This window comes from Methylobacterium dankookense (genome assembly GCF_902141855.1).
In the GTDB taxonomy this organism is placed as follows: Bacteria; Pseudomonadota; Alphaproteobacteria; order Rhizobiales; family Beijerinckiaceae; genus Methylobacterium; species Methylobacterium dankookense.
On the sequence record NZ_CABFVH010000016.1, the window covers coordinates 61,787 to 78,356 of the forward strand.

Consider the following 16,570-nt stretch of genomic DNA (forward strand, 5'->3'; position numbering starts at 1 on the left):
TCCGCCCCACGGGCGGGCCCTCAGGCTCTGTGTCGGCCCCGGTGCCGAAGCGGCGCGACGCGGCCCGGCGCCCGGGCCGCAGGACCCGGATGAGGGCCCGGATGCGGGGGAGCATGCGCGGGCAACGCGGGCGGCTCCGGCGATGTTGCGACGGGTTCCCTGCGGCGAAGCGCCTCCGCCCGGCGCAAGCCCATCTCGGTGAGGTGGGCGGCGAAGGCGGCTGCGAGCGCGGCGGCGATCCAGGGCCAGGGCGCGCCGACCAGCGTCGCGCGGAGCGCCAGCAGCAGCCCGGCCCCCGCGGCGAGGCCGGCGAGGAGCGGCGCGCGCGGGCCGAGGCGCCCGGGCAGGAGGGCGACGAGCAGGGCCTCGGCGGCGACGAGGAGGAGGATCGCGTCGGCGATCCGACCCGACTCGAACAGCGGGGCGAACAGGTGGCCGAGCGCCTCCATCTCAGCCGCCCCGCGCATCGGCCGCGAGGCCGGGATTGAGCCGCAGGATGCGCAGGTTCAGGAATGCGGCCACGCCGACCCAGCCGAGATAGGGCAGGAGCAGCACGGCCCCGGCGAGGCTGACGCGGGCGAGCAGGATCACCAGCAGCAGGATCGAGAGCCAGAGCAGCACGATCTCGGCGAGCGCCCAGTCCGGCCGGCGCAGCTGGAAGAACAGCACGCTCCAGGCGATGTTGAGCACCGCGTTGAGACCGAAGGCAGAGAGCAGCAGGGTGCGCTCGGCCGTGCCCGCGCTCGCGCTCCAGCCGAGGCTCGCGGAGGCCGCGGCCAGCGCCAGGATCACGGCCCAGATCGGCCCGAAGGCCCGGTCCGGCGGCTTCCAGGCCGGCACGCGAAGGCTGCGGTACCACGCGTCGGTGCGCGTCGCGACGCCGCCGGCGAACCCGACGAGGAGGGCGGCGGCGCCCGCGACGAGGACGGGGAGGATGGACCCGCTCACGGCGAGACCCAGCGGAACAGGTGGGCGAGGTCCTTCAGGAAGATCCGCACATGGGCGACGGGCTTCCTGCGCACCAGCTCCTTGTTCATGTAGGCGTCCCAGGTGAGCTGCTGCACGTCCTTGTCCCGGCAGATCGAGACGAAGCGCTCGCGCAGGCCGTCGCTGCGGTACCAGACCCACTGCATCATCCGCAGGATCAGGAAGACGCGCCCGTGCAGGCGCATGAAGCGGGCCCGCGCCCCGGCGAGCGCCCGCGCGTCGCCGGTGGCGAGGAAGGCCTGCGCCGCCTCGGCCGCGAGACGGCCGCCGAGCATCGCGTAGTAGATGCCCTCGCCCGAGGCCGGGGCGACGATGCCGGCGGCGTCCCCCGTGAGGAGCACGTCGCGGCCGTTGTCCCAGCGCCGCAGGGGCTTCAGGGGCAGCGGCGCGCCCTCGCCGCGGACGAGGGCGCCCTGGTCGAGGCCGGATTCGGCGCGGAGCTTCCGGATGGCGCCGCGCAGGGAGAAGCCCTTGCGGGCGCTGCCCGTGCCGACGCTGATCGTCTCGCCGTGCGGGAAGATCCAGGCGTAGAAATCCGGCGAGAGCCGGCCCTGGTAGTAGACGTCGCAGCGGCTCGCCTCGCAATCGGCGGGCGCGGCCGGCTTCCGCACGATCTCGTGGTAGGCGAAGACCTGCCGCATGGCGGCGTGGCCGGGGATCTCGGCGCGGCCGACCGGGGAGCTCGCCCCGTCGGCGCCGATGACGAGGCGGGCGGTGACGCGGCGCTCGTTGCCGTCCTCCCGGCCGCCCTCCCGGAAATGCACGGTCGTGAGCCCGTCCGCACGGGTGATGCGGAGGAACAGGCCGTCGCGGCGCTGCGCCCCGGCCTCGGCGGCGCGGGCGCGCAGCCAGGGGTCGAACTGCTCGCGGTCGACCATGCCGACGAAGCCCTCGCCCACCGGCATGTCGACGGCCTTGCCGGATGGCGCCACCATCCGGGCGGCGCGGATGCGCGCGACGAGGAGATGGTCGGGGATCGCGAAGTCGCGGATCAGGCGGGGCGGGATGGCGCCGCCGCAGGGCTTGATCCGCCCGGCCCGGTCGAGGAGCAATACGCGGATCCCGGCGCGGGCCAGCTCGGTGGCGGCGGTGGCGCCGGCCGGCCCGCCGCCCACCACTACCACGTCGAAGGTCTCCGGGGTCTGGGGCGCGGCGGGATCGGCCATGGCGCTACCTCGCTTCGAGTTCCGGGCCTAGGGAGAAACAGGCGGTCCGCGCGAGGGCGTTGCCGCCGGGAGCCGGCGCGAGGCGCAGCGCGATGAGGGCGGCGAGCACGAACAGCCCGGCCTCGGCCGCGAAGACGGCGGCGTAGGCCTGGGCCGGCTCGGTGGCGACGAGGCGGGCGAGATCGACGGCGAGCGTGCCGAGGAACCCGCCCGCGCCGAAGGCCACCCCTTGCGCCGCGCCCCAGACGCCCATGCGGGTGCCGCGCTCGGCCGGGCCGCCGGCACCTGCGAGCCCCATCATCGAGCCGATGGCGGCGACCGCGTAGACGCCGTTCGAGAACCCGAGCGCGAAGACCGCGGCGCGCATCGGGAAGTCCGGCCCGAGCGTTGCGCCCATCGCGATGGCGAGGAGGGCCACGGCCGAGCCGAGGCAGCCCGCCACCGTCCAGAGCCGCAGGGAGCCGAGCACCGGCCCGCCGATCCCCGCCGTCACCGCGGCCACCGCAAGCATGCCGGCGAGCACGCCGCCGTGCTGGAGCCCGGCGAGCTTGGTGGTCGCCCCCGGCGTCATCGCGAAGGCGAGGCCGGCATAGGGCTCGAGGATCAGCTCCTGCGCGCTGTAGGCGAGCATCGAGACGAAGATGAACACGGTGAAGCGCCGCGCGGCGGGCTCGGCCAGCACCTTGCGCAAGACCGCGGAGAAGGGCGCCTTCTGCGGCCCCCCCTCCGCCGGGGCGGTGATCCGGCCCTCGACCCCGGAGACCGCGAGGCACGCGACCGCGAAGGCGAGAAGCGAGACGGTTCCGGAGACCGCCATCAGCCGCGCCCCCGAGAACGGGTCGAGGAAATGCCCGGCGAGCGGAGCGGTCACCGCGAAGCCGGCGATCATCATCACCCAGACGATGGTCGCCGCCGCCCCGCGCCTCGCCTCGGCGACGCCGCCCGCGAGCAGGACGAGGAGGGAGGTCCCGGCCGCGCCCGCCCCCATCCCGACGAGGAGGAAGGCCAGGACCGCGAGCCCCATCCCGGCGGCGAGCTGCGTCTCGGCGAGCGCCGTGGCGCAGGCCGCCCCGAACCCGCCGAGACAGAGGGCGGCCATGCCGCCGACGATCCAGGGGGTGCGCCGCCCGTGCCGGTCGGAGCCGTAGCCCCAGCGCGGCCGCAGCATCTGCACGGCGTAGTGGAGCCCGAGCAGGGCGCCCGGCACCAGGGCGGGCAGCGCCAGCTCCACCACCATGACGCGGTTGATGGTCGAGGTGATCAGCACCACCACGGCGCCGAGCGCGGTCTGGACGAGGCCGAGCCGGGCGATCTGCCCCCAGGAGAAACCCGATGTGAAACCGGAGGATGTGAAGCCCGCGCCCATCACAAGCCCCCCTGCACGAGGGGGCGCAGCGCGAAGGCCGCGGCCAGCATGCCGAGCACGTAGAGGGTGGTGCCGGTGCCGTTGTACCAGGCGGCGCGCCCGCGCGGATCCTTCAGGAAGCGCGCCATCAGGGCGAGCTGCCCGGCGAGCAGCGCCGCGACCAGGGCGGCGTACCAGGGCCGCTCCCAGTGGGCGAGCAGCGCCACGACCACGGCCTGCGGCAGGGCCATCACCCAGCAGGCGAAGCGCGCCGCGCGCTCCGGCCCGAGCTGCACCGGCAGGGAGGCGACGCCCATGCGCCGGTCGCCCTCCACGGACTTGAAGTCGTTCAGCGTCATGATGCCGTGGGCACCCAGGGAATAGAGGAGCGCCAGGGCCAGCACCCGCCGGTCGGGCAGGGCGGCGGCCATCACGGCGGCCCCGGTGAACCAGGGCAGGCCCTCATAGCAGAGCGCCACCGCGGCGTTGCCCCACCAGCCGTTGCGCTTCAGCCGGATGGGGGGGGCCGAGTAGATCCAGGCGAGCGTCAGGCCGAAGGCGGCCGCCCCCAGGATCCAGGGCCCGAGCGCGGCGGCGACGAGGAGGGAGAGCACCGTCCAGCCCGCGGCGAGGTAGAGGCCCCAGCGGCCCGGGATCCGCCCCGAGGGGATCGGCCGGCCGGGCTCGTTGATCGCGTCGACCTCGCGGTCGAACCAGTCGTTGGCGGCCTGGCTGGTGGCGCAGACCAGGGGTCCGGCGAGCAGCACGCCCGCCGCGATCACCGGCCATTGTCCGGAAGCCGGGTATCCCGAGGAGACCACGCCGCAGGCGAAGGCCCACATCGGCGCGAACCACGTGATCGGCTTCAGGAGCTCGACGACTGCGCTCGGAGCGGGCGTTGCCATGCTCGGAGGCTAGGTCTCGCCGCCTCCATGTGTCAACTCAAATTTACACTTCGGCGCTGACACCGGCCCGCCTGCGACAACCCGCTCGCACGTTGCAGTGCACGAATATTGTCTTGTGCGAAGCAATATCCAAGTGAATGCAAAGTACAGCCACGGTCGAGGGCATCGCTCCATCAGCAGGAGCCGGTGATTCGAGCCTGTGGGCTTGTCCCCGCCCCCTTGCGGGGAGGGGTCGGAGGTCGGGGTGGTTCAGGATTGGGCGCCGAGCGTCGTTCTGCACCGCCCCCACCTCCGGCTCCTCCCCATCCAGATCGGGCCTGCCCGATCTGGATGGGCAAGGGCAGATCTCGGGCAGGCCCGAGATCCGTGGGGAGGAGAGGCCCAGCGTGGGCCGACGCGACCGCTCCGGAAACTCTACGCCTCGTCCGGCCCGTCGAGGTCGCCGACGCCGTAGCGGCGCATCTTGGCGTAGAGGCCCTGGCGGCTGAGGCCGAGCATCTCGGCCGCGGAGGCGCGGTTGTCGCGGGTGATGCGGAGCGCCGCCTCGATGCAGAGCTTCTCGATGAGGTCGGTGGTCTCGCGCACCAGGGTCTTCATCGAGACGCGGCCGACGAGCTCGGTCATCTGCTCGACCGAGCGGGGCAGGCTGCCGGAGGCCGGCACCGCCCGGCGCGGCCCGGCGCGGAAGGAGAAGCCGAGGCAGCCCTGGCCCGGCACCGCGACGGCGGCGACCTCCACATCCTCCACCGAGCCGTACTGGCCGCGCAGCACGGTGCTGAACCGGCGCACCGAGCCGTGCTCGCGCAAGGTGGCGAACAGCGCCTGCGCCTCGGTCTCATCGTGGCCGAGCCAGCGCTCCAGGGGCTGGCCGCGGGCCTGCTCCTCGGTGGCGAGCTGCACGCGCTCAAGGAAGGCGGCGTTGGCCGCGAGCACGCGCCGGCCCGAATCGGCGACGACGAAGCCCTCGGGCAGGGCGCGCAGCAACTCGGCGGCGTGGGCGGAGAGGCCGGAGCCCTCCTCGCGGGCGGCCGGCGCCGCGAGGCGCAGCAGCACGCTGGTGCTGGTCTCGCCGCGGAACAGGGAGGCGGAGACGGTGGCCGGGCCCCGGTTGTGGGCGAGCCGCGCCTCGAGGTCGGGCGCCTCGCCGGAGACGCGCAGCGTCGTGAACAGCACCTCCAGGTCGCGCGCGCTGCGGTCCTCGAACAGGTCGACCACGTCCTGGCCGGCGAGGCGCTTGGCGGCGCGGCCGAGCAGGCGGGAGGCGGCGGGGTTGACCTCGGTGATGCGGCGCGTGCCGGCATCGACCACGAGGACCGCCTCGCCCGAGAGCTGGAAGAGCAGGCGGTAGCGCGTCTCGGCGGCGCGCAGGCGGTCGTAGTCGCGCTCCATCGCCTGCTGCGCCTCGGCGAGGCGCCGCTGCAGGGCCGCCACGGCGCGCAGGTTCCGCCCGACCAGGATGACCGGCCCGTCGGCCTTGGCCCGCAGGGCGGCGTAGCGCACCGGCAGGTCCGGCCCCTCGGGGCAGGGATGGTTCACCTGGCGCCAGCGGGTGAGGGCGCCCGCCCGCGCCTCGCGCAGCAGCGCCTCGACCTTCGGCCGGCTCTCGACGGTGACGGTGTCGCTCAGGGGGCGGCCGCGCCAGGCGGCCACCGTGTCGGGGCCCGGATCCTCGCCGCCGGCGCTCACCTCGCGGATCACGCCGTCCGGATCGATCACGAGGGATAGGTCCGTGACCGCCGCGACGACCAGCCCGGCCGCCGCCCCGTCGAGGAGGCCGGCCGTGATCGGCAGCGCCACGTGCGGCGCGCGCGGGACGGGTCTGGCAGGTGCGCTCACAGGTGCGCTCACGATCGTCACGTCTGGTGGGCCAAATGGATCCTTTCAACAGGCTCGCGCCCGCATTTCAAGCAAGGATTCGGCGATATCCGGTGCGGAACCCGCCACCGTCGCGCAGGCATCGGCTCCGACCGCGCCGACCTGCTCGGGATGGCGCGCGAAATACGCCCCGCCGACCAGGATGCGCATGTCCGGGTTGCAGGAGGCCGCCCGCAGGGCGGCGATCGCCGGGGCGAGGGCGGGCAGGTGCACGTCGCTGGCGAGGCTCAGGCCCACCACGTCGAAATGCTCGCGGGCCACCGCCAGCACGCCCGGGCCGCCATCCGGCAGGCCCACCGTCCAGCCCGCCTCGCGGAAGGCGCTCGCCACGATGACGATGCCGAAGACGTGGGTCTCCCCCGGGCAGGGCAGCAGCAGCACGCTGCGCCCGCGCGGCGGCGGCTCGGACTCCAGGCGGGCGCAGAGCATCCGGGCGATGATCTGGAGCCGGCCGAGCGCCGTGGTCACCGCGAGGAAGTCGCACTCGTCCTCCTCCCAGAGGCTGCCGAGATGGCGGGCGGCCGGGGCGAGGAGGTCGACGAGCAGGCTCTCCAGGGGCAGCCCGCGCGAGAGCAGGTCGGCGACGGCGGGGCGCACGTCGTCCCCGCCCGCGAGCTGGGGGCCGGGGCTGAGCAGCAGGGTGGCGAAGCGGGCGGCCTCGGCCGCCGTCGGGCGCCGCGGCGCCGTGGCGCGGGGCGGGGCGGCCTCGCGATGCACCAGCATCAGCCGGGGCAGGATCTCGCCCTCGATGAGGCGCGACAGCGTGTCCGGCCGTTCGAACGGGGAGGGGCGGGCTTCGAGCGCCGCCGGGGCGAGATCGAGAAGAGCGCAGTCGAAGACGAGGTCGCCGACGTCCGGCCCCCAGCGGTAACACCGTGCATCGCCCATCGGCAGCCTCCCTGATCGCGAGGGCCTCCGACCTCTCGCAGGGTGCCGGCAGAAGCGGCCGGCATCGCGGCGGGACGGTGCCCGGTGCCGGGCCTCCGCATGGCGTTACGGGCTCCCCGCCGCGGGGGAATCTTCTCGCGGACTCGCCCCTCGTCGCCTGCGCGCTCACCTCCAGGCCGGGCCGGGATCCAGAAGATCCCACTCGGCTGCGAGCGCTGTGCGGGCTTGGCCGCGGGCTTGACCGATAAACCCTGACGATACGCCGATGCCGCCGCTTGGCAATGGTGAACCCGAAGAATTCTTACATGTAAGCGGACAATCATTGTCACATGCAAATGACGTAAAGACAGATTGACACTTCTGGGACGGCGGGCCTAGGTTCCCTGTCAAGCGGGGCCCCCGAACGGGGCCCGGATGGTGGACGAGGGCGGACGCGATGGGTCCAGGCCGGCCGACACCGCTCTACACGGAGGCCCAGCGCCGACGCCGGGACGCCACCCGGTGGACGCTGGTGCAGGGCGTGCTGGCCCCCCTCCAGTTCCTCGCCTTCCTGGTGAGCCTCGCGCTGGTGCTGCGGGCGCTCGCCACCGGGGAGGGGCTGCTCGCGGCCAACCTCTCGGTCGTGGTCAAGACCGGCCTCCTCTACGCGATCATGGTCACCGGCTCGATCTGGGAGAAGGCGGTGTTCGGGCGCTACCTGTTCGCCCCGGCCTTCTTCTGGGAGGACGTGGTCAGCATGCTGGTGCTGGCGCTCCACACCGCCTACCTCGCCGCCCTCGTCGGCGGCCTGCTGGCGCCGGAGCCGCTCCTCGTCCTCGCGCTCGCGGCCTACGCCGCCTACCTCGTCAATGCCGGCCAGTTCCTGCTCAAGCTGCGCGCGGCGCGGCTGCAGGGTGCGCCGCGCGCGGGGCACCTCGACGCCGCGGGAGGCCTGCCGTGAACGCCCCCCTCCCGGCCGAGGCCTGCGGCATCGACCTCGTGCGCGAGCGCGGGCAGCGCGCGGTGTTCTGCGGGCTCACCGGCATCGTCTGGCTGCACCGCAAGATCCAGGACGCCTTCTTCCTCGTGGTCGGCTCGCGCACCTGCGCGCACCTGATCCAGTCGGCGGCGGGCGTGATGATCTTCGCCGAGCCGCGCTTCGCCACCGCCATCCTCGACGAGCGGGATCTCGCCGGGATCGCCGACGCGGAGGCCGAGCTGGACACCGCCGTGGAGCGGCTGGTGGCGCGCCGGCCCGACATCCGGCTCCTGTTCCTCGTCGGCTCCTGCCCCTCCGAGGTGATCAAGCTCGACCTGACCCGGGCGGCCTTCCGCCTCTCGCGCCGCCTCGCGCCGGTGCGGGTGCTGACCTATTCGGGCTCAGGGATCGAGACCACCTTCACGGAAGGGGAGGATGCCTGCCTCGCCGCCCTGGTGCCGGAACTGCCCGAGGCGGAAGCGGGGGACGGTGCCCTGCTGGTGGCCGGCGCGCTCGGCGACGTGGTCGAGGACCAGTTCGCGCGGCTCTTCGCCGATCTCGGCATCCCGGTGCGCTTCCTGCCGGGGCGGCGGGCGGAGGCGATGCCGGCGGTCCGGCCCGGCATGCCCTACCTGCTGGCGCAGCCCTTCCTGGCGGGCACCGCCCGGGGGCTCGACGGGCGCGGCCTGCGCCACCTGCCGGCGCCCTTCCCGCTCGGGGCCGAGGGCACCACCGGCTGGCTGCAGGCGGCGGCCGAGGCCTTCGGCGTCGCGCCCGAGCGCTTCGCGGCGGCGACGCAGGCCGGGCGGCGCCGGGCCGAGACGGCGCTGGCGCCCCACCGGGCCGCGCTCGCCGGGCGGCGGATCTTCTTCTTCCCCGATTCCCAGCTCGAAGTGCCGCTCGCCCGCTTCCTGGCGCGGGAGCTGGGCGCCGGGATCGTCGAGGTCGGCACGCCCTACCTGCATCGCGGCCTCCTCGCCGAGGAGATCGCGCGCCTGCCGGTGGGCACCCGCGTGGTCGAGGGCCAGAGCCTCGACGACCAGATGGACCGCGCCCGCGCCGCCCGGCCGGACCTCGCGATCTGCGGCCTCGGCCTCGCCAACCCGCTCGAGGCGGAGGGCCTCGCGACCAAGTGGTCGATCGAGCTCCTGTTCACCCCCGTCCAGGGCTACGAGCAGGCCGGCGACCTCGCCGAGCTGTTCGCCCGCCCGCTGCGGCGGCGCGCCCTCCTGGAGGTCTAGATGCAGCTCACGCTCTGGACCTACGAGGGACCGCCCCATATCGGCGCCATGCGGGTCGCCACCGCGATGCGCGGCCTGCACTACGTGCTGCACGCGCCGCAGGGGGACACCTACGCCGACCTGCTCTTCACCATGATCGAGCGGCGCGACGCGCGCCCGCCCGTGACCTACACCACCTTCCGCGCCGAGGATCTCGGCCGCGACACCGCCGAGCTGTTCAAGCAGGCCTGCGCGGACGCCTATGCGCGCTTCCGGCCGCAGGCGATGATCGTCGGCGCCTCCTGCACGGCGGAGCTGATCCAGGACGATCCGGGCGGCCTCGCCCGCGCCCTCGACCTGCCGATCCCGGTGATCCCGCTCGAGCTGCCGGCCTACCAGAAGAAGGAGAACTGGGGGGCCTCCGAGACCTTCTACCGGCTGGTGCGCGCGCTCGCCGCCGCGCCCGTTGCGCCGGCCCCGGGTGGGCGCGACCGCCGCCTGTGCAATATCCTCGGGCCCACCGCCCTCGGCTTCCGCCACCGCGACGACCTCGTGGAGGTGCGCCGCCTGCTCGCCCGGCTCGGCGTCGGGGTGAACGTGGTGGCGCCGCTCGGCGCCAGCCCCGCCGACCTCACGCGGCTGCCCGAGGCCGCCTTCAACGTGGTGCTCTATCCCGAGACGGGCCGCGCCGCCGCGCAGTACCTGGAGAAGGCGCACGGCCAGCCCTTCGTCGAGATCCCGCCGATCGGCGTCGGCGCGACCAAGCGCTTCGTCGAGGCGGTGGCGGCGCAGGCCGGCGTCGAGGCGGGCCCCGTCCTCGACGATCCCGGCTCGCGCCTGCCCTGGTACGCGCGCTCGGTCGATTCGACCTATCTCACCGGCAAGCGCGTCTTCGTGTTCGGCGACGCCACGCATGCGGTGGCTTTGGCCCGGCTCGCGGCCCGCGAGATCGGCTTCCGCGTCGTCGGGCTCGGCACCTACGAGCGCGGCTTCGGCCGCGAGGTCCGGGCCGAGGCCGCCCTGCACGGGATCGAGGCGCTCGTCGCCGACGACTACCTGGAGGTCGAGGCGGCGATCCAGGCGGCTGCGCCCGACCTCGTTCTCGGCACGCAGATGGAGCGCCACGTCGCCAAGCGGCTGGGCCTGCCCTGCGCCGTCATCTCGGCCCCGGCCCATGTGCAGGACTACCCCGCCCGCCATGCGCCGCTGATGGGCTTCGAGGGCGCCAACGTCCTGTTCGACACCCTGGTCCACCCGCTGATGATGGGGCTGGAGGAGCACCTCCTCGGCCTGTTCCGCGAGGACCGCGAGTTCCATGCCGAGGCCGCGCCGTCGCATCTCGGGGCAAGCACCGTCCCGCCATCCCTGCAGGACGAGGCGCGGGCCCCCTCTCCCGATCGGGAGCGGGTTGGGGTGAGGGTCGAGAACGCGCAGGACGAGGCTGCGACCGACCCGCTTCACCGTCGCGATCTCTCCGTAGAGTTCTCATCCCTCACCCCAGCCCTCTCCCGATCGGGAGAGGGGGCCGGTCGCGGCCCCGGTGACCGACCGGCAGCCCCCGCCGCCGCCTGGGCCCCGGAGGCCGAGCGCGAGCTCAAGAAGATCCCCTTCTTCGTCCGCTCCCGGGCGCGGACCAACACCGAGACCTTCGCGCGCGAGCGCATGATCCCGCTCATCACCCTCGAGACCCTCTACGATGCCAAGGCGCATTTCGGCCGATAGGGCGGATGCCGGCGCGCAGGGGCGCCCGGGCATCCGCATCGTCATCGTGACGCTGGACAACCATCTGGCGAGCGCGGTGGAGCGGGCGCGCCTGCGGCTCCGGTCCGAGATGCCGGGGCTCGATCTCGCCTTCCACGCCGCCGCCGAGTGGGAGACCGCGCCCGACGCCCTGGCACGCGCCGAGGCCGACATCGCGCAAGCCGACATCGTGCTCTGCGCCATGCTGTTCCTCGACGAGCATGTCCGCGCCATCCTGCCCGCCCTGCAGGCGCGCCGCGCGGGCTGCGACGCCATGGTCGGCTGCCTGTCGGCCGGCGAGATCGTGCGGGTGACGAAGCTCGGCCGCTTCGACATGAGCGGGGGCAAGCGCAGCGCCCTCGACTTCCTGAAGCGCCTGCGCGGCAAGCCGGGCGCGGAAGGAAACGCCGCCCGCCAGATGGCGCTGGTGCGCAAGTTGCCCAAGATCCTGCGCTTCATCCCGGGCTCGGCCCAGGACGTGCGGGCCTACTTCCTCACCCTGCAATACTGGCTCGCAGGCTCCGAGGCGAACGTCGCCGCCCTGGTGCGCTTCCTGGTGCAGCGCTACGCCGCCGGCCCGCGCGAGCCCTGGCGGGATCTGGCGCCGGCGCCCGCGCCCCTCGACTACCCCGAGACCGGGCTCTACCACCCGCGCCTGCCGCGCCGCATCGGCGAGGACCCGGCCGCGCTGCCGCGCATGCCCGGGGCGAAGGGCCGGGTCGGCCTCCTGCTGATGCGCTCCTACGTGCTCGCCGGGAACACCGCCCATTACGACGGGGTGATCGCGGCGCTGGAGGCGCGCGGCCTCGACGTGGTGCCGGCCTTCGCGAGCGGCCTCGACAACCGCCCGGCGGTGGAGGCCTTCTTCACCCGCGGGGGCAAGGCCACGATCGACGCGCTGGTCTCGCTCACCGGCTTCTCGCTGGTCGGCGGCCCCGCCTACAACGACGCCGCGGCGGCCGAGGCGCTGCTCGCCCGCCTCGACGTGCCCTACCTCGCCGCCCAGGCCCTCGAGTTCCAGACGATCGAGCAATGGGAGGCGGGCGCCCGCGGGCTGTCGCCGGTGGAGGCCACCATGATGGTGGCGATCCCCGAGCTCGACGGGGCCACCGCGCCGATGGTGTTCGGCGGACGCTCCTCGGCGTCGGGCAGCGACAATGCCCGCGACATGCGCGCCCACCCGGAGCGCGCCGGCCGCCTCGCCGAGCGGGTCGAGCGTCTGGTCGCGCTTCGCCGCACGCCGAAGGCCGAGCGGAAGCTCGGGATCGTGCTGTTCAACTTCCCCCCGAATGCCGGCGCCACCGGCTCGGCGGCCTTCCTGGCGGTCTACGCCTCGCTCCTCAACACCCTGCGGGCGCTGCGGGCCGACGGCTACGCGGTGGAGGTGCCCGAGAGCGCGGACGCCCTGCGCCAGAGGATCCTCGGCGGCAATGCGGACCGCTACGGCATGCCGGCCAACGTCCATGCCCGCATCCCGGCCGAGGACCATGTCGCCCGCGAGCCGCACCTGCCCGAGATCGAGGCGCAATGGGGCCCCGCGCCCGGCCGCCACCAGAGCGACGGGGCCGCCCTCCTCGTGCTCGGCGCGTCGTTCGGCAACGTCTTCGTCGGGGTGCAGCCCGCCTTCGGCTACGAGGGCGACCCGATGCGGCTCCTGTTCGAGCAGGGATTCGCGCCGACCCACGCCTTCTGCGCCTTCTACCGCTGGCTGCGCGAGGATTTCGGGGCCGCGGCGATCCTGCATTTCGGCACGCACGGCGCCCTCGAATTCATGCCCGGCAAGCAGACCGGCCTGTCGGCCGCCTGCTGGCCGGAGCGGCTGATCGGCGCGACGCCCAACATCTACCTCTACGCCGCCAACAACCCCTCCGAGGGCACGCTCGCCAAGCGCCGCTCCGCCGCGACGCTCGTCAGCTACCTGACGCCGAGCCTCGCCACCGCCGGGCTCTATCGCGGCCTCATCGACCTCAAGGCCTCGCTGGAGCGCTGGCGGGCGCTGCCGCCGGAATCGGCGCACGAGCGCGCCGGCCTCGCCGCCCTGATCCAGGGCCAGGGCGCCGCCCTCGACCTCGTGGCGGGCGAGCCCGCCTGGACCGGCGAGACCGGGCCGGTGGAGGCCCTGCGGGCCGCCCTCGACGAGCTGGAGCAGACCCTGATCCCGCACGGGCTGCACGTGCTCGGCGAGCCCATGCCGGAGGCCGAGCGGGCCGATCTGCTCGCCGCCCTGGCGGAGGCCTCGCACGGGCTGAAACCGGCGCCTTCCGCGCTGGCCGCCCTGGCTGCGGGGGAGGGGGCGGAGGCCGCCTTCCGCGCGAGCGGCCTGGCCGAGACGGCCCGCCCCGCCTTCCAGGCGCTCGCCGGGATCAACGGGCAGCTCACCCGCTCGGAGGAGGTCGCCGGCCTGCTGCGGGCGCTGGACGGCCGCTTCGTCGCCCCGGTGCCGGGCGGCGACCTGCTGCGCAACCCCGCCATCCTGCCCACCGGCCGGAATCTCCACGGCTTCGACCCCTACCGCCTGCCCTCCGCCTTCGCGGTGGCCGACGGGGCCGCCCAGGTCGAGCGGGTGCTGGCCCGCCACCGCGCCGACGGCAGCCCGCTCCCCGAGAGCGTCGCCCTCGTCCTCTGGGGCACCGACAACCTGAAGAGCGAGGGCGGCCCGATCGCGCAGGCGCTGGCGCTCGTCGGCGCCGCGCCCCGCTTCGACGGCTACGGCCGCCTCGCCGGGGCCGAGCTGATCCCGCTGGAGCGGCTCGGGCGCCCGCGCATCGACGCGGTGGTGACGCTGTCCGGCATCTTCCGCGACCTGCTGCCCTTGCAGACCAAGCTGCTCGCCGAGGCGAGCTACCTCGCGGCCACCGCCGAGGAGCCCGTCGAGCAGAACTTCGTGCGCAAGCACGCGCTCGCCATCCAGGCCGAGCAGGGCTGCGACATCGAGACGGCGGCGCTCCGCGTCTTCTCGAACGCGGAGGGGGCCTACGGCGCCAACGTCAACCAGCTCGTGGAATCCGGCCGCTGGGACGACGAGGCCGAGCTGACCGAGGCCTTCTCGCGGCGCAAGAGCTTCGCCTATGGCCGCTCGGGCCGGCCGGCGCCGCAGCGCGCCCTGATGCAGGCGGTGCTGGGGCGCGTCGACCTCGCCTACCAGAACCTCGATTCCGTCGAGGTCGGCGTCACGAGCGTCGACCATTACTTCGACGGGCTCGGCGGGGTCAGCCGGGCGGTGGCCCGGGCCAGGGGCGCGGCCGTGCCGGTCTATATCAGCGACCAGACCCGCGGGGAGGGCCGCGTGCGCTCGCTGCCCGAGCAGGTGGCGCTGGAGACGCGCACCCGCATGCTCAACCCGAAATGGTACGAGGGCCTGCTCTCCCACGGCTACGAGGGCGTGCGCCAGATCGAGGCGACGCTGACCAACACGGTCGGCTGGTCGGCCACCGCCAACGCGGTCCAGCCCTGGATCTACGAGCGCATCACCGAGACCTTCGTGCTGGACGCGGCGATGCGCCAGCGCCTCGCCGAGCTGAACCCCACCGCCTCGGCCAGGGTCGCGAGCCGCCTCATCGAGGCGCATCGCCGCGGCTTCTGGACCCCGGACCCGGCCACCCGCGACGCGCTGGAGCGCGCCGAGGAGGAGCTGGAGGACCGGCTGGAGGGCGTCGTCACAGGTGTCACACCAGGAGTGGCCGCATGAACATCGCGATCCGCAATCCCGTCGCGCGCCGCGAGGAGGGCAGCCTCCAGGTCGCCCTCGACCCGACCGTGAAGATCGACACCGCCAAGGTCTTCGCGGTCTACGGCAAGGGCGGCATCGGCAAGTCGACCACCTCCTCGAACCTCTCGGTCGCCTTCTCGAAGCTGGGCAAGCGCGTGCTCCAGATCGGCTGCGATCCGAAGCACGATTCGACCTTCACCCTGACCAAGCGCCTCGCCCCCACCGTCATCGACGCGCTGGAATCGGTGAACTTCCACTCGGAGGAGCTGCGCGCCGAGGATTTCGTGGTGCCGGGCTATAACGGCGTGATGTGCGTCGAGGCCGGCGGCCCGCCCGCCGGCACCGGCTGCGGCGGCTACGTGGTCGGCCAGACGGTGAAGCTCCTCAAGGAGCATCACCTGCTCGAAGATACCGACGTCGTCGTCTTCGACGTGCTCGGCGACGTGGTCTGCGGCGGCTTCGCCTCGCCGCTCCAGCATGCCGACCGGGCGCTCATCGTCACGGCCAACGACTTCGACTCGATCTTCGCGATGAACCGGATCGTCGCCGCGATCCACGCGAAGTCGAAGAATTACGGCGTGCGGCTCGGCGGCGTCATCGCCAACCGCTCGGCCGGCACCGACGAGATCGACCGCTTCAACGCGGCGACGGGCCTGCGCCGCCTCGCCCATTTCCCCGATCTCGACGTGGTGCGCCGCTCGCGCCTCAAGAAGGCGACCCTGTTCGAGATGGAGGACACGCCGGAGCTGCGCGCGGTCACCGACGAGTACATGCGGCTCGCCGAGATGCTCTGGGCCGGGGTCGAGCCTTGCGAGGCCGCGCCGATGAAGGACCGCGACCTCTTCGAGTTCCTGGGATTCGACTGATGGCCGGCACCACCTACGACGCCCGCCGCGGCGAGCTGACCGCCTATTTCGACCGCACGGCGGCCGAGGCCTGGGCGCGGCTCACCTCCGACGCGCCGGTGAGCCGGATCCGCGCCACGGTGCGGGCCGGCCGCGACGCCATGCGGGCGAACCTCCTCGCCTGGCTGCCCGAGGACCTCGCCGGCACCCGCCTGCTCGATGCCGGCTGCGGCACCGGGGCGCTCGCCGTCGAGGCGGCCCGCCGCGGGGCCGAGGTGGTGGCGGTCGACGTCTCGCCGACCCTCGTCGGCCTCGCCCGCGAGCGCCTGCCGGCGATGCCGGGGCGCGGACGCGTCGAGTTCCGCGTCGGCGACATGCTCGATCCGGGGCTCGGGCCTTTCGACCACGTCGTGGCGATGGATTCGCTGATCCATTACAGCGCCGCCGACATCGTGCGGGCGCTCGCCCGCCTCGCCCCGCGCACGGAGGGCTCCCTCCTCTTCACCGTGGCGCCGCGCACCGCGCTGCTCACCCTGATGCACGCGGCGGGCAAGCTCTTCCCCAAGGCCGACCGGGCGCCGGCCATCGTGCCGGTCACCGAACGCGCCCTGCGCCGCCGCATCGCCGCCGAGCCCATGCTCGACGGCTTCGCAGTCGCGCGCACGCACCGCGTGAACAGCGGCTTCTACCTCTCCAACGCGGTGGCGCTCACGCGCATCCCCTCTCCCCGCACGCGGGGAGAGGGGCTCGCCCCCCTCGTCGGGGGCGAGCCGAGCGGTCGCGAAGGTGAGGGGGCGGCTCAGGCAGGGTCTCTTCCGGCATCGCCCCCTCACCTTCGGCTGCCGCCTCGCCGCGCCGACGACGGGGTCGTCGCGGCCCTCTCCCCGCAAGCGGGGAGAGGGGATCAAGGGGGCCGGCCGTCGTGAGCCCCG

13 protein-coding genes are annotated in these 16,570 nt (G+C 74.0%); 6 read left to right on the plus strand and 7 right to left on the minus strand.

Features of this window, described 5'->3' with window-relative positions; translation table 11 throughout:
- Positions 1-20: 20 nt before the first annotated feature.
- The 7 genes from MTDSW087_RS13990 to MTDSW087_RS14020 all read right to left on the minus strand — a co-directional run bounded on the left by MTDSW087_RS13990 (position 21) and on the right by MTDSW087_RS14020 (position 7,166).
- Positions 21-467: a hypothetical protein gene (locus MTDSW087_RS13990; RefSeq protein ID WP_238179049.1), complete on the minus strand. Its 447-nt coding sequence runs from the start codon at positions 465-467 to the stop codon at positions 21-23.
- Positions 451-948 (minus strand): TspO/MBR family protein, encoded by a 498-nt coding sequence (locus tag MTDSW087_RS13995; RefSeq protein WP_373321965.1) that lies wholly within the window; start codon positions 946-948, stop codon positions 451-453. The genes MTDSW087_RS13990 and MTDSW087_RS13995 overlap by 17 nt, the downstream gene beginning before the upstream one ends.
- Complete coding sequence (locus MTDSW087_RS14000) at positions 945-2,153, minus strand: geranylgeranyl diphosphate reductase (protein WP_144764841.1); 1,209 nt, start codon at positions 2,151-2,153, stop codon at positions 945-947. The genes MTDSW087_RS13995 and MTDSW087_RS14000 overlap by 4 nt, the downstream gene beginning before the upstream one ends.
- A 4-nt stretch (positions 2,154-2,157) precedes the next feature.
- Entirely contained in the window at positions 2,158-3,519 is a 1,362-nt protein-coding gene (locus MTDSW087_RS14005; protein ID WP_144764843.1) for a BCD family MFS transporter, read from the minus strand.
- Entirely contained in the window at positions 3,519-4,403 is an 885-nt protein-coding gene (gene chlG, locus MTDSW087_RS14010) for a chlorophyll synthase ChlG (protein ID WP_144764845.1), read from the minus strand. The genes MTDSW087_RS14005 and chlG overlap by 1 nt, the downstream gene beginning before the upstream one ends.
- A gap of 414 nt (positions 4,404-4,817) precedes the next feature.
- The gene (ppsR, locus tag MTDSW087_RS14015) at positions 4,818-6,251 is read right to left on the minus strand and encodes a transcriptional regulator PpsR (protein WP_373321966.1); all 1,434 of its coding nucleotides are present in this window, start codon (positions 6,249-6,251) and stop codon (positions 4,818-4,820) included.
- 33 nt (positions 6,252-6,284) lie between these two features.
- The gene (locus tag MTDSW087_RS14020) at positions 6,285-7,166 is read right to left on the minus strand and encodes a cobalamin B12-binding domain-containing protein (RefSeq protein WP_144764847.1); all 882 of its coding nucleotides are present in this window, start codon (positions 7,164-7,166) and stop codon (positions 6,285-6,287) included.
- Positions 7,167-7,602: 436 nt separating this feature from the next.
- Here MTDSW087_RS14020 and bchF point away from each other — a divergent pair, with 436 nt between their 5' ends.
- The 6 genes from bchF to bchM are packed head-to-tail and all read left to right on the plus strand — an operon-like array spanning position 7,603 to position 16,564.
- Positions 7,603-8,106 (plus strand): 2-vinyl bacteriochlorophyllide hydratase, encoded by a 504-nt coding sequence (bchF, locus tag MTDSW087_RS14025; RefSeq protein WP_144764849.1) that lies wholly within the window; start codon positions 7,603-7,605, stop codon positions 8,104-8,106.
- Positions 8,103-9,365, plus strand: a complete 1,263-nt coding sequence (locus MTDSW087_RS14030; RefSeq protein ID WP_144764851.1) for a ferredoxin:protochlorophyllide reductase (ATP-dependent) subunit N — start codon at positions 8,103-8,105, stop codon at positions 9,363-9,365. Before bchF ends, MTDSW087_RS14030 begins: the two co-directional genes overlap by 4 nt.
- Positions 9,366-9,413: 48 nt before the next feature.
- Entirely contained in the window at positions 9,414-11,066 is a 1,653-nt protein-coding gene (gene bchB / locus MTDSW087_RS14035) for a ferredoxin:protochlorophyllide reductase (ATP-dependent) subunit B (RefSeq protein WP_425324723.1), read from the plus strand.
- The gene (locus tag MTDSW087_RS14040; protein ID WP_144764854.1) at positions 11,041-14,772 is read left to right on the plus strand and encodes a magnesium chelatase subunit H; all 3,732 of its coding nucleotides are present in this window, start codon (positions 11,041-11,043) and stop codon (positions 14,770-14,772) included. Before bchB ends, MTDSW087_RS14040 begins: the two co-directional genes overlap by 26 nt.
- Positions 14,769-15,659 carry a ferredoxin:protochlorophyllide reductase (ATP-dependent) iron-sulfur ATP-binding protein gene (bchL, locus tag MTDSW087_RS14045; RefSeq protein WP_144764856.1) on the plus strand — a complete coding sequence of 297 codons (891 nt, stop codon included), beginning with the start codon at positions 14,769-14,771 and terminating at the stop codon, positions 15,657-15,659. Before MTDSW087_RS14040 ends, bchL begins: the two co-directional genes overlap by 4 nt.
- Entirely contained in the window at positions 15,659-16,564 is a 906-nt protein-coding gene (gene bchM / locus MTDSW087_RS14050; RefSeq protein WP_144764858.1) for a magnesium protoporphyrin IX methyltransferase, read from the plus strand. Before bchL ends, bchM begins: the two co-directional genes overlap by 1 nt.
- Positions 16,565-16,570 lie beyond the last annotated feature (6 nt).

Coding starts and splice junctions, on each gene's coding strand:
- MTDSW087_RS14005 (WP_144764843.1), bottom strand. CDS start 3,519: ATGGGCGCGGGCTTCACATCCTCCGGTTTCACATCGGGTTTCTCCTGG.
- bchM (WP_144764858.1), top strand. CDS start 15,659: ATGGCCGGCACCACCTACGACGCCCGCCGCGGCGAGCTGACCGCCTAT.
- bchL (WP_144764856.1), top strand. CDS start 14,769: ATGAACATCGCGATCCGCAATCCCGTCGCGCGCCGCGAGGAGGGCAGC.
- bchB (WP_425324723.1), top strand. CDS start 9,414: ATGCGGGTCGCCACCGCGATGCGCGGCCTGCACTACGTGCTGCACGCG.
- chlG (WP_144764845.1), bottom strand. CDS start 4,403: ATGGCAACGCCCGCTCCGAGCGCAGTCGTCGAGCTCCTGAAGCCGATC.
- MTDSW087_RS13990 (WP_238179049.1), bottom strand. CDS start 467: ATGCGCGGGGCGGCTGAGATGGAGGCGCTCGGCCACCTGTTCGCCCCG.
- MTDSW087_RS14000 (WP_144764841.1), bottom strand. CDS start 2,153: ATGGCCGATCCCGCCGCGCCCCAGACCCCGGAGACCTTCGACGTGGTA.
- MTDSW087_RS14040 (WP_144764854.1), top strand. CDS start 11,041: ATGCCAAGGCGCATTTCGGCCGATAGGGCGGATGCCGGCGCGCAGGGG.
- bchF (WP_144764849.1), top strand. CDS start 7,603: ATGGGTCCAGGCCGGCCGACACCGCTCTACACGGAGGCCCAGCGCCGA.
- MTDSW087_RS14020 (WP_144764847.1), bottom strand. CDS start 7,166: ATGGGCGATGCACGGTGTTACCGCTGGGGGCCGGACGTCGGCGACCTC.